Origin of the sequence: Devosia rhodophyticola (genome assembly GCF_028816475.1) — a bacterium.
Taxonomy (GTDB): Bacteria; Pseudomonadota; Alphaproteobacteria; order Rhizobiales; family Devosiaceae; genus Devosia; species Devosia rhodophyticola.
In genome coordinates this window covers 1002707-1015611 of sequence record NZ_CP118247.1, presented here as the reverse complement: position 1 = coordinate 1015611, position 12905 = coordinate 1002707, and the positions used below count along the sequence as shown (strand labels likewise).

The window sequence follows — 12905 nt, the reverse complement described above, 5'->3', positions numbered from 1 at the left end:
AGACGCGCTTGCGTCACGCCCCGCAATCATGGTCCAAGAGATCATTGATTTGGGCGCACTGAGTCGCGCCCCGGGCTGGGACAACACCATGAATTATTCCGGCAGTTCCGCGCCGGCTTTTGCGCCAAGAGACCCCGCCGAGGTTTTGCGCAATGTCTTTGGCCATGCCGCCTTTCGGGGCGAGCAGGAAGAGGTGGTGCGTCATCTGACCGATGGCGGAGACGCGGTTGTGTTATTTCCCACCGGCGCCGGAAAATCGGCCTGTTACCAGATCCCCGCCATTTGTCGCGCTGGCGTCGGCATCGTGATTTCTCCACTCATTGCCCTGATGCGCGATCAGGTCGAAGCCTTGCGTCAGGCTGGCGTCAGCGCTGCTGCACTCAATTCCTCGCTCACCAGTCAAGAGGCGACAAACGTTCGCCAGCAACTGCGGCGCGGCGAGTTGGATCTACTCTATGTCGCTCCCGAACGAGGTCGCCACGCCCGGATTTCGCCAGATGCTCGAGGGTCTTCAAATTGCCCTGTTCGCAATCGACGAAGCCCATTGCGTAAGCCAGTGGGGGCATGATTTTCGCCCCGAATACCGCGATCTGGCCAAGCTGACCGAACTCTTTCCCGGTGTGCCGCGCATTGCCTTGACGGCTACGGCAGATCCCGTTACCCGCGCCGACATTATCGAGCGGTTGGGCCTTGGTGACGCGCGCGTTTTTGAGACCAGCTTTGATCGCCCCAATATTTCCTACGAGATTATAGAGCGCGACAATGCGCGTCAGCAATTGCTGCGGTTCCTCGAACGCCACAAGGGTGATAGCGGCATCATCTATTGCCTGTCGCGCGCCAAGGTCGAGGATATCGCTGATTGGCTGGATCGGCAGGGCATCCGGGCGTTACCCTATCATGCCGGCATGGACGCCACTGTGCGCTCCGCCAATCAGGATGCGTTCCTGCGTGAGGAAAATCTTTGCCTCGTTGCCACGGTCGCCTTTGGCATGGGTATCGACAAGCCCGACGTGCGCTATGTCGCTCATATGGATCTACCCGCTTCCATTGAGGCCTACTATCAGGAAACCGGGCGCGCCGGCCGCGATGGCCAACCGGCCGATGCCTGGATGAATTATGGCATGGCCGACGTGGTCCAGCGCCGCCGCATGATCGAGGAGGGCAATGCCCCCGAGGAAATCAAGCGTGTTGAACACGCCAAACTGACGGCCCTGTTGGGTGTTTGCGAAACCACCCAATGCCGCCGCAAGGCAATCCTTGCCCATTTTGGCGAAGTCTACCCCACCAATTGCGGCAATTGCGATACCTGCCGTTCGCCCGTCGCCAGTTGGGATGGCACCGAAGCTGCGATCAAGGCATTGGCCTGCGCCTATCGCACCGGTCAGCGGTTCGGTGCCGCCCATCTTATTGAGGTGCTGATGGGCAAGCCGACCGAAAAAGTCACCCGCTTTGGCCACGACCAGCAGGCAGTCTTTGGGGCTGGCAAGGATCTCAATGCGCGAAGTTGGCAGTCTGTCTATCGTCAACTCGCAGCACTGGGCCTGCTCCAGGTCGATCACACTGCCCATGGTGCGCTAAAATTGGGGGAGGGGGCCCGCGCCGTGTTCAAACGCGAACAAACCGTCATATTGCGTAAGGATCGTCCCCGAAAAGCTGCCGAAGTGCGCCGCCAACTTGCCGGAGCCATCGAACTTCCCGAGTCAGTGATGTCGATCTTCAACGCCCTGCGGGCCGAGCGGTTGCGCATCGCTCGCCAACAGGGCGTGCCGCCCTATGTCGTTTTTCAGGATGTCACCCTGCGGGCGCTGGCCCAGTCGCGGCCCGAAACACCTGAGGATATGCTCTCAATTCCTGGTATTGGGCAGGCCAAGCTTGAACGTTACGGCGACGCCTTTTTGGCCATCCTGGCCGCGCAACCTGCGTCGGTTTGATTTTTATCAGTGTATCATTATCTCTACCGTGGGTGAATATACTTAAGTACATTTGTTGTTTGTTGAATATTGGTTCAGCGAATTAACTTCGTTGATGAAATCAAATTCGTAATTCAGACGTTGGATGCTAGCAAATCTCGTAATTTACATTCAGATAGACATTGAGATTTCGAGTGGCGGTAGGAAAGAAAGATAGGCTGGGATCGAGTTCGTCGCCACTTGGCGGCTCTACAGTTGACGCGACTGAGCCATCATTGCGCGGCCGCAATGGCAGAACGGCGGTCGGCAATAATGCTCAATATCGCCTTGCTCAACCCACAGTGAGTTTCAGCTTTGATGGCTTTGCCAGATCGGCTGCCCGTAACGCTGCCCCTATCCTGGAAGATGTCGGGATAGCGGCAACATTTTACCTGTCCGACCCGCTCACAGCATCGTCGACCGGTGCCGATGGACTCGCCTCTTTGGAACTGGCCAAGCAACTGGCCTGGCGCGGCCACCAGATAGGTCTGCTTATTGACCCCACCAGTGCGAATGGCGGCAGTTTTGGGGACAATCTGGCAATGCTTGAGAGCCTGCCTGGCTCCAACCTGCCGCCAACCTGTTCCTATGATTCTGACGTACTCCCGAACGTTGATCGCCTGGCTCTATCTGACCGCTTTTTTGGCATGCGTGGCACCAGAACAGGCATCAATCATGGCCTGATCGATCCAACACAGCTGATGATCCATGAGTTGGCTGGCAACTCCTCAACGCGCGGCACCATCCTGACAGTGCTCGCCGAAGTCGAACGCACTTGCGGGTGGTTGATTTTCGTCACCCATGATGTACGCAGGCACCCCAGCGCACTGGGGTGCTCACCGCGCTATTTTGCGGAAATTGTCGATTTGCTGCGCTATCGAGATCTGCGTATCTGCCCTGTAGCCGACGTTTTGTCCCAATTGGAGGTCGTTGCTTCCCACTAAGCCGCGCCGTCCATGCTGGCGAGGAGAGAGGCATTGCCCCCGGCTGCGGTGGTGTCGACGGTCAAGGCGCGTTCATGCACATAAGCGGCTGGATCAAGGCCTGCAATGACGGGGATAATCGCACCTTCACGATCTGCTAGAGCCTGCCGGATGCTCTCAACCATCGTATCGTTTCCCTCAATGGCAACAGCAGAAATCGGGGCGATCCGCAGTGGCGTCATATCGATAACACCATCCACTATGCTTAGAGGAACATCGGCGGCCTTGAGCCCGCGCAGGACGTCGCTAGCGGTTGGGCCAACCGCAACGACGCCATTGCCGACCGCCAATGCCATCACCACTTGCGCTCGTAGCGCGTCGGGGTGTGGCCCGAGACATAGAACCGTACCGCGTCCGACAAGGCGCAAGCTATTGGCTTCGCCGGTGGGACCGGGCAGATCAATCGGCCCCATGTCCATTGCCGCGCTCACCGCCATCGCCCGCTCGCCCTTACCACGGAGCAAGGCGCGCAGGCGGGAAATCCGATCCGATCGCGCTGACCAGACAGTGGCATCTGGCACTTCTATTTGACTGATCGTCCCTGAAGGGGTCACTTCGTGATCACCCTGCGCCAGCTTGGACGCATGGCCAAATCGGGGGAGATAGAGCGGCCCACCCGCCTTTGGACCCGTGCCGGACAGTCCCTCACCACCAAAGGGTTGCGAGCCAACCACAGCGCCGATCTGATTGCGATTAACGTAGAAATTGCCAACGTGCAGGCGATCCACCACCTGCTGCACTCGATCATCGATCCGCGTGTGAAGAGCAAAGGTCAGCCCATATCCCCGCGCATTGATATCGTCGATGATTGCGTCGATATTTTCGGCCTTGAAGGTTGCAACATGGAGCACCGGTCCAAAAATTTCGCGTTCGAGATCGTCAATACCATCAACCCGCACGATAGTGGGGCTGACATAATTGCCGTTCTGGGGAGCATGCAAGCGCGCAACCACCCGCCCGGTCTTGGCCTGCGTATCGCAATAATTGGTAATGCCATCGCGGGCTTCGGCGTCGATAACTGGCCCCACATCGGTCTGCAGCGCCCAGCTATTGCCGACGGAAAGGGTTTCCATGGCGCCCTTGAGCATTTCCATTACCTTGTCAGCGACATCCTCCTGCACATAGAGCAGCCGCAATGCCGAGCAGCGTTGTCCAGCACTCTGGAATGCGGAGGCAACGATATCGCGCACCGCCTGTTCGGGCAGGGCGGTTGAATCCACCAGCATGGCATTGAGCCCGCCGGTTTCAGCGATCAGCAATGTGTCCGGCGCCGCGGTTTTGGCCAATTGGACCGCAATCGATTTGGCCACCCCGGTCGAGCCGGTAAAGCACACTCCGTTGATTCTCGCATCGGCCACCAGACCCGCGCCGACGGTTTCCCCAGCTCCGAGCAACAGCTGCAATACATCGATCGGAATGCCCGCCTCGTGCATCAGCTGAACGGCACGGCTGGCAATCAGATTGGTCTGCTCGGCGGGCTTTGCAATAACGGCATTGCCGGTCACCAATGCAGCTGCGATCTGGCCGGTAAAAATCGCCAGCGGGAAATTCCAGGGCGAAATGCAAACAATCACCCCACGGGCCGGTCGCGGCGGCTCCGCCATGGCTTCGGCTGCATAATAGCGTAGAAAATCGACGGCTTCGCGCACTTCGCCGACGGCATCGGCAAGCGACTTGCCTGCTTCGCGCGCACACAGCGCATAAAATTCGGGCGCATTGGCTTCATAACTTTCGGCAATGGCATTGAGAATGCCAGCGCGCTCATAGCTGCTGCGGCTCTCCCATGTCTTTTGAAAACCAAGCGCTCGGCTGACGCATGGATCAATATGGCTGACTTCGCCAAATCCTACCCGACCGACAGTGTCGGAAAAATCTGATGGATTGATGATGGTTTGATCGCCCGCGCCGAATGTCCACTGGTGCGGCGCGGCAAATGGCGCGCGCGCTACTTCAATTTCATCCAGGATCAGCAGATCGGCCAGATCATACCCGCGTGAATTCTGCCGCGAACCGAAAATATCTTTTGGCAGCGCTAGGGGCGGTCGCCGCGACGGGCGCATGATCCGCGCAATCGGATCCTGAACGATGGCTTCGGGCGCAATGGCCTCATCAACGATCTGATTAACGAAGGACGAATTGGCGCCATTTTCGAGCAGTCGTCGCACCAAATAGGCCAACAGGTCTTCGTGGGCGCCAACCGGCGCATAAATGCGACAACGCGTTTGCTCGCCATCATGCACGATCTCGTGCAGCGTTTCGCCCATGCCATGCAGTCGCTGAAATTCAAAACTGCTGCGGTCTGGCGCCATCGCCAATATCGCCGCCATCGTGTGGGCATTATGCGTTGCGAACTGCGGGAATATCCGGGGGCCAATCCCTAACAGCTTGCGGGCACAGGCCATATAGGAAAGATCAGTCTCAGCCTTGGCGGTAAAGACTGGAAATCCGGGCAGGCCCAGCACTTGGGCACGTTTGATCTCTGTATCCCAATAAGCACCCTTGACCAGCCGCACCGAGATGCGCCGGTCTAGCTTTTCGGTCAAGACGTCAAGCCAATCGATGACATCGGGAGCCCGCCCGCCATAGGCCTGAACCACCACGCCAAAGCCGTGCCAGCCCGCAAGTTCAGGGTTGGACAGAACGGTTTCAATAACCTCAAGGCTGAGATCCAGGCGGTCGGCTTCCTCCGCATCAATGTTCAGGGCTATGCGCGCCGATTTTGCCGCGATGCAAAGCGCCAGCAGGCGGTCGCAGAGGACCGGCAGCATGTGCGGGCGCTGACTATATTCGTAGCGTGGGTGCAGTGCCGAAAGTTTGACCGAAATGCCGTGATTGGCCAGCACATCATCCTGTTTGGCAACTTTGCCCAGCGCAACAATCGCATCGGCATAGGCACGATGATAGCGCAACGCATCGGCGTCAGTGCGCGCGGCCTCCCCCAGCATGTCGAACGAATAGAGATAGCCGGCTGCCGTGTTTTCGGCGCCATTCTTGAGCGCTTCCTTGATGGTCTGACCCAGGACGAACTGGCTGCCCATGCGCCGCATGGCGGCCGAAACAGCGCCACGGATGGCGGGTTCGCCAAGACGTCGCACCATGGACTGCAGCGTACGCCCGATCTGCATCTGCCCATCACTCAAGACCCGCCCGGTCAACATCAGCGCCCAGGCCGAGGCATTAAGCAGCAGCGGACCGGAGTGATCGACATGCGAGCCCCAGTCGTGATCAACGATCTTGTCGGCGATCAACTCGTCCATCGTGTCGGCATCAGGCACGCGCAGCAGCGCTTCGGCCAGGCACATCAGGGCAATGCCCTCATCAGTTGAAAGACTATATTCAGCCAGCATGGTTTCCATAAGCGCGGGACTGGATGATCCGCGCACCTGTCGCACCAATTGCGCAGCCGCGGCCGAGATCTCTTCACGCGTCGTCTCGCTCAGATCTGCCAACACCAACAGTCGGGCAATCGCTTCATCACGATCAACAATGGTATGACTGCGCATGGTGGCGCGAGCTAGGCTGAGGCGGTCTGACATGGCGATCTCCCTTTGCGGACGCGCCATGATAGCGCAAATTGTGGCTAAACGATCGAACTATTAGTATCGCCTTTGTGGCGCAATTGGACTATAATTTGGCGTATAATTGACCAAAATGGGTTGTATGAATGCTTAATGCAGGCGATTTGGATCGTATTGATAGAAATATCGTCAAGGCTCTCCACATTGACGGTCGTCTGTCGATGGCAGCGTTGGCCGAGAGGGTTGGCCTTTCCAAAACACCGGTGCAGGCCCGGGTCCGCCGATTGGAGGCTGATGGCCTGATCAAAGGCTATAGCGCTGTCATTGATCGGCTTCGGTTGGGCGAGGGGCACATTGCCTTTGTGCAGGTGAGCCTATCCGATAGTCGTTCGGCAGCACTCAAGGATTTCAATCGCGCGGTTGCCGCCGTTGCCCAGATTGAGGAATGCCACATGATGGCGGCCAATTTCGACTACTTGCTCAAGGTGCGCTCCACCGATATCGCTGCCTATCGCAAGATTTTGGGCGAAACAATCTCGGCTTTGCCCCATGTTGCCCACACCTCGACTTTTGTCGTGATGGAGGCAGTCAAGGAAGGGTGAACGTTGGGCTATTGCGCTACCACGGTTTTTGGCAATGCTCAGATTTAACGCCTGCGAATCTATCGAAAGCCCATGATGGTTGAAGCCGCCACGCCGCGCCCACGCTACGCCCTGATCGACATGGGACGCGGCATTGCCCTGATTGCCATGGTGATCTATCACGCCTTCTGGGATCTGAGTTACCTTCGCTTTTTCTCCGTTGATGTCAGCGCTGATCTCGGCTGGGTGATTTTCGCGCGAACCATTTTGGCGAGTTTCCTGTTCCTGGTTGGTGTCGGGTTAGTGCTGAGCCATGGAAAGGCAATTCGCTGGCGCACTTTCTGGAAACGGTTAGCCATTTTGGTTGCCGCCGCCGCCCTGATCACCTTCGCTACCGTGATGGTCTTTCCCGATGCCTTCGTCTATTTCGGCATCCTGCATGCGATTGCGCTGTTCAGTCTCATGGCGCTGCCATTCCTGCGGGCGCCTTTGTGGCTGGTTGTCGTGGTCGCCTTGGTTATCATGGCGCTCGGTTGGGGCTATTCCGATCCTTTCTTCAATGAACGAGCATTCTCATGGCTTGGTTTCTGGACTATCCCGCCCCTAACCAATGATCTGGTCCCGATCTTTCCCTGGTTTGGTGTGGTACTGGGCGCCATCGTCACAACGCGCTTGTTGATTGCCTCGGGACGGATGGCTACGCTCGATGTGGTCAAGGCAAGTAATCCGCCCAAGCGCGCATTGGCCAAGCTGGGGCGTTGGACGTTGGTGATCTATCTGGTCCATCAGCCACTTTTGTTGGGCGCGCTTTATCCATTGTCATTGGTGCTGCGCCCCGGCGCCGAATTCCAGCAACAGCAGTTCTTGAGCCAGTGCCAGTCCACTTGCCTCGCAGGCGGAACCGGGCCGGATCAATGTACAACCTATTGCCAGTGCGGCCTGACGGGGGTCATCGACAACGACCTTTGGGACGGGGTCAACAGTGGTCGGCCTACCCCTTCGGAACAAGCGGCGCTCAATACCATCACCCAGGCCTGCTCGGCCTTGATCTATCCCGTGGCGCCAAAATAGACGACCGACATCGGTCCAGTTGGCTGCGGAATGAAAAATTGCACGGCTTTTTGCGTCAGTTGCGCTTGAAACTGCACGAAAAATGGCCTTGTATGTAAGAATAGTTGATTTGCCCGAACCGAATCTGACCTGACAGCACCTTTGGCGCGGGCGCTACCTTTTGACGTCTGGATAGTCCCTTGAATTCCGATACGGTTGGACGTGCCCGCGCGCGCGTCAAGGCCCCCGGCCATCTGGTCTCTGCCCAATGGGGGCAGGGTCTTGGCACATTGGTGCGCATTACCCGCATGGCATTGCGCCACCCCTGGCAGGTGGCAATCGCCATAACAGCGACAATGATCGCTTCGGGCCTGCAGCTGGCCATCCCTCGCTTGCTTGGTCAGGCGGTGGACCACGCGCAGGGCATTATTGGCGGCGGACAGGAGGCGCAGAGCGCCCTTTGGATCAGTGCCATCACCCTGCTTGTGGTGTCAGTTTTGCGCGGTCTTTTTACCCTTACCCAAAACTATTTCAGTGAATCGGTGGGGCACACCATCGGTTATGAATTGCGCCTGGCGTATTACGAAAAAATCCAGCGTCTAAGCTTTGCCTTTCATGACAAGGTGCACTCCGGTGATCTGATTACCGTCGGCATGCTCGATCTTGACGGGGTGCGCATGTTCTTTGCCACCGGGCTGGTTCGCACCGTCCTGTTGAGTGTCTTGATCGGGGTTGGCGCATATCTGCTGATTTCGACCGATGCGGTGCTCGGCCTGCTCGCCCTGAGCTTTGTTCCCTTTGTCGCTTGGCGTTCGTCTGTAGCCCAATTGAAGCTACGCGGCACCTGGCTGATCCTGCAGGAAAAACTGTCGGGGTTGAGCCGGGTGATGGAAGAAAATCTCGGTGGTATTCGCGTTGTGCGCGCATTTGCCGGTCAGAAGCACGAGATGGACAAGTTTGACGCCGCCTCAAAGGAGGCGTTGAACCTGACCCACCAACGCGTCAACATCCGCGTGCGCAACACCAGCGCCATGACATTTTCCTTCTTCTTTTCGATGGGTCTGGTACTCTGGTTTGGTGGCAATATGGTCATCGACGGGACCATGACCGTGGGTACACTCACCACATTTCTGACCTTCATGACAATTTTGCAGATGCCGGTGCGTCAACTCGGAATGATGGTCAATTCCTACGCCCGCGCGTCGACCTGCGGCTCGCGACTGTTCAATCTGCTCGATATGGATCTGGGGATCGACGACGCGCCCGGGGCTACCGACCTCAAGGTGACCGAGGGGACGCTCAAGTTCGACAATGTTGATTTTACCTTTCCCGGATCTGGTGGACAAAAGGCGCTCTCGGACGTGAGTTTTGAAGCCCATGCCGGCCAGACCATCGGCATTGTCGGCGCCCCCGGCAGCGGCAAGACCACGCTGGCCCACCTCATCCCACGCTTTTACGACATTGATAGCGGTTCCATTACCCTTGATGGCCAGGATATTTCCAAGGTCACATTGCGTTCGCTGCGCCAGTCGGTCGCTGTTGTCCAGCAGGATTCATTCCTGTTCACGACGACAATCGAAAACAACATCGCTTACGGCGATCCCTGGGCAAAGGAACCCAAGATTGAGCGGGCGGCCGAAAGTGCCCAATTGCACAATTATGTAATGGGCCTGCCCGGCGGCTACGATACCGTGGTCGGCGAGCGCGGGGTGTCATTGTCAGGCGGCCAGCGCCAACGCCTTTCGATTGCCCGTACTTTGGTGCTCAAGCCCGCCGTCATGGTGTTTGACGATTCAACCGCAGCCATCGATGCAGGCACCGAACATCGCATTCGCAGCGCCATCAAACGATTTGCCAAGGATCGCATCACCATCGTGATCGCGCATCGCCTCAGTTCGCTTATGCACGCCGATTTCATCCTGTTCATGGAAGAAGGCAAGATTGTCGAGCGCGGCAGCCATGAAGAGCTGCTGGCCCTCAACGGTCGCTATCGTGCTCTATTTGATCTGCAGGTCCGCCCCGGCGAAGACATTGCGCCAACACCAGCGGAGGCCAGCTCGTGAGCACCATGGCCGAAGATAATGAAAGCGAAGATCGCCACAAGCGCCCGCCACGCGCCGTTGTTGGATCGCATCGCGACGAAGAAGAGATTTTTGGCAAAGCCTATGATCCCCGCATCGTGCAGCGCATCTGGGCATTCGTTTCGCCATATCGCAAGCTGATATTCATCGCGGTGGCTGCCGTCCTGACCTTCACGTTGACCCAGTTGGCCATCCCGCTGATCATCCGCTATGCCATCGACACCGGCATGGTCGCGGGTGGCGGTGGGCGTGCCAATCTGGCTTGGGCAGTGGTGGCGTTCGGCGCCATGGTGGTGATTAATTTTGGCGCCAGCTTCGTGCAGGAAACAGTAGTCGGAAAGGCCGCTGAAAATGTGCTTTTCGACATGCGCCGCGCCATGTTTTCCCATTTGCAGGAAGTATCGCTCTCCTTCATGGATCGCACCGAGGTGGGCCGCCTGATGAGCCGCCTTCAGGGCGACGTCAACTCGATGCAGGAATTCCTTGAAACCTCCGTGCTGTCCGTCGGCGACGTCGTGCTGTTGTTCGGCATTGTTTTTGTGTTGCTGTCCCTTGATTTCCGTCTCGGTCTGTTGACGCTTTCGGTCATGCCGGTGTTGTTCGTGGTGCGGCTGTTCTGGCTTGAGCCGGCGCGGAACGCCTTCATGAATGCCCATATCACCAATTCGACGACCAATGGCGCTTTGGCGGAGGGCATCAATGGCGTGCGCACGGTGCAGAATCTTGATCGTCAGAAGGTCAACTTCGACCTTTATGACGATAAGGCCCACGCCAACCTGACAACCCAGCTGACGGCATCAAAATTTGCCCAGGTCATGGTGCCGATCGTTGATACGTTGACGGGCATCGCCATGGCGGTTGTAATCGTGGTCGGCGGTGCCATGGCGCTTAATCGCGAACTCGATATCGGCGTAATCGTCGCGTTCCTGTTCTATATCCAGCGCTTCTTCGACCCCATCCGCTCACTCACCATGCAATATTCGGTGATGCAACGGGCCATGTCCTCAGGTGCCCGCATTTGTGAAGTCATGGACGTCAATGTCGACGTTAAAGACCGCTCAGGCGCCATCACACTGACCCGTGATATGGATGGCTCGGTCGAGTTCCGTAACGTCGAGTTCGCCTATCGCGCCAATCAGCCGGTGCTCAAGAATGTCAGCTTCAAGGTCAACCCGGGCGAAACCGTCGCGCTGGTTGGCCCGACCGGTTCAGGCAAGACCAGCGCCATGGCCCTGGTGCATCGCTTCTATGAGGTCAATGGCGGTGCCGTGTTGGTCGGCGGTCACGATGTGCGCGATATCTCCCAGGAATCGCTGGGCCAGCAGGTGGCTATGGTCTTGCAGGAGCCATTCCTGTTTACCGGCACCATTCTGGAAAACATCCGCTATCACAAGACCGATGCCAGCCGCGAAGCGGTGATCGGGGCAGCAAAAGCCGTTGGCGCCCATGATTTCATCATGCGCATGCCCGGCGGCTATGAAGCTGACCTGCAGCAGCGTGGTGGCAATTTGTCACTGGGCCAACGCCAACTCATCAGTTTTGCCCGTGCTTTGGTCGCCGATGCCAAGATATTGGTGCTGGATGAAGCGACCGCCAATATCGACAGCTATACCGAACGCCAGATCCAGAAAGCGTTGCTTAAATTGCTCGAAGGACGCACAGGGCTGGTGATCGCGCACCGGCTGGCCACCATCAGGGGAGCTGATCGCATCATTGTCTTGCAGAACGGTGAAATGATTGAGAGCGGCAACCACGATCAACTCATGGCAGAGGGGGGCTCTACTCGCGCCTCTACAACATGAACTATTCCTCCTTCGATGACATTCCCGATGAGATGGTCGCCGCCGCAGGACCCCAGGCCGCGTCTACTTGATGCAATGAGCATGGGGCCATGCCGCCTTATGACTTTCGTGGGCCGATCAACCGCGCTACCAGCAACCATCTCGAACGCGCGAATTGGAACCTGCCATGAGCATGGTCATCGCTGGGGCAATGCTGATGGCGGTGTTTTTCACTGCCATGCTATCGGGCATTTTCGGCATGGCTGGTGGTCTGATCCTATTGTGGCTTTTGTTCCTGCTGATGCCGGTAGCCACTGCCATTGCCGTGCAAGGCATCATACAGATCGTCGCCAATGGCTCGCGGGCATGGTTCTCGCGCCACTATATCGATTGGAAGATTCTGGCGATCACCACATCGGGACTGGTAGTGGCCGCGTTAGCGTTGGTTTTGATCAACTACAAGCCCAATCTGGTGGCCGCCTCGATCGCCATCGGTCTTTTGCCCATTTTGATATGGATACCTAATCATTGGCTGGCGCTTGATGCTTCAAAACCGCACCATGCTTTTGCGGCTGGCATCATCTCAGGCGCACTCAATTTGGGCGCTGGCGCTTCGGGTCCAACGGTCGACATGTTCTTCATTCGCACCATGATGGACCGCCGCACTGTCATCGCGACCAAGGCGGCCATTCAGGTTTTGTCGCATGCGTTCAAAATCGCGTTTTACTGGAGCGCCGCCTCAAGCCTTGGCCAAACTGAATGGCTTGCCGTCCTGATCGCCGTCCCGTTTTCCATTTTTGGCACTAGCGCCGGAAAATTTCTTCTCGAACGAATGACCGACGTCCATTTTCGCCGCTGGACCCGCTATGTTGTGACCGCAATCGGTCTTTTCTACCTCGGGCGCGCAATATTGGTTTTGCTGTAGGCACAGAGCTTGGCTATGTTGCGCGCAAGGGGCAGGG

6 protein-coding genes and 2 pseudogenes are annotated in these 12905 nt (G+C 57.5%); 7 read left to right on the top strand and 1 reads right to left on the bottom strand.

Annotation, left to right across the window (positions count from 1 at the left end):
* The first annotated feature begins 88 nt into the window (after nt 1-88).
* Both recQ and PSQ90_RS04960 read left to right on the top strand, forming a co-directional pair.
* Nucleotides 89-1931, top strand: a pseudogene (gene recQ, locus PSQ90_RS04965) (DNA helicase RecQ).
* A gap of 254 nt (nt 1932-2185) precedes the next feature.
* A complete protein-coding gene (locus tag PSQ90_RS04960; protein ID WP_282212317.1) occupies nt 2186-2893 on the top strand; it encodes a polysaccharide deacetylase family protein in 708 nt (235 codons plus the stop codon).
* On the opposite strand, the gene putA is transcribed toward PSQ90_RS04960, so the two are convergent.
* Entirely contained in the window at nt 2890-6468 is a 3579-nt protein-coding gene (gene putA / locus PSQ90_RS04955; protein ID WP_282212316.1) for a bifunctional proline dehydrogenase/L-glutamate gamma-semialdehyde dehydrogenase PutA, read from the bottom strand. The two genes, PSQ90_RS04960 and putA, sit on opposite strands and share 4 nt — an antisense overlap.
* A gap of 128 nt (nt 6469-6596) precedes the next feature.
* Here putA and PSQ90_RS04950 point away from each other — a divergent pair, with 128 nt between their 5' ends.
* The 5 genes and pseudogenes from PSQ90_RS04950 (at nt 6597) to PSQ90_RS04930 (ending at nt 12868) form a co-directional block, all read left to right on the top strand.
* Nucleotides 6597-7052, top strand: a complete 456-nt coding sequence (locus tag PSQ90_RS04950) for an Lrp/AsnC ligand binding domain-containing protein (protein WP_282212315.1) — start codon at nt 6597-6599, stop codon at nt 7050-7052.
* A 72-nt stretch (nt 7053-7124) separates the two neighbouring features.
* Nucleotides 7125-8102, top strand: coding sequence for a heparan-alpha-glucosaminide N-acetyltransferase (locus tag PSQ90_RS04945; RefSeq protein ID WP_282212314.1), 978 nt, complete (start codon nt 7125-7127; stop codon nt 8100-8102).
* A 233-nt stretch (nt 8103-8335) separates the two neighbouring features.
* Nucleotides 8336-10144, top strand: coding sequence for an ABC transporter ATP-binding protein (locus PSQ90_RS04940; protein WP_407648200.1), 1809 nt, complete (start codon nt 8336-8338; stop codon nt 10142-10144).
* A 5-nt stretch (nt 10145-10149) separates the two neighbouring features.
* Nucleotides 10150-12035, top strand: a pseudogene (locus PSQ90_RS04935) (ABC transporter ATP-binding protein).
* Nucleotides 12036-12130: 95 nt separating this feature from the next.
* Nucleotides 12131-12868 carry a sulfite exporter TauE/SafE family protein gene (locus tag PSQ90_RS04930; protein ID WP_282212312.1) on the top strand — a complete coding sequence of 246 codons (738 nt, stop codon included), beginning with the start codon at nt 12131-12133 and terminating at the stop codon, nt 12866-12868.
* Nucleotides 12869-12905 lie beyond the last annotated feature (37 nt).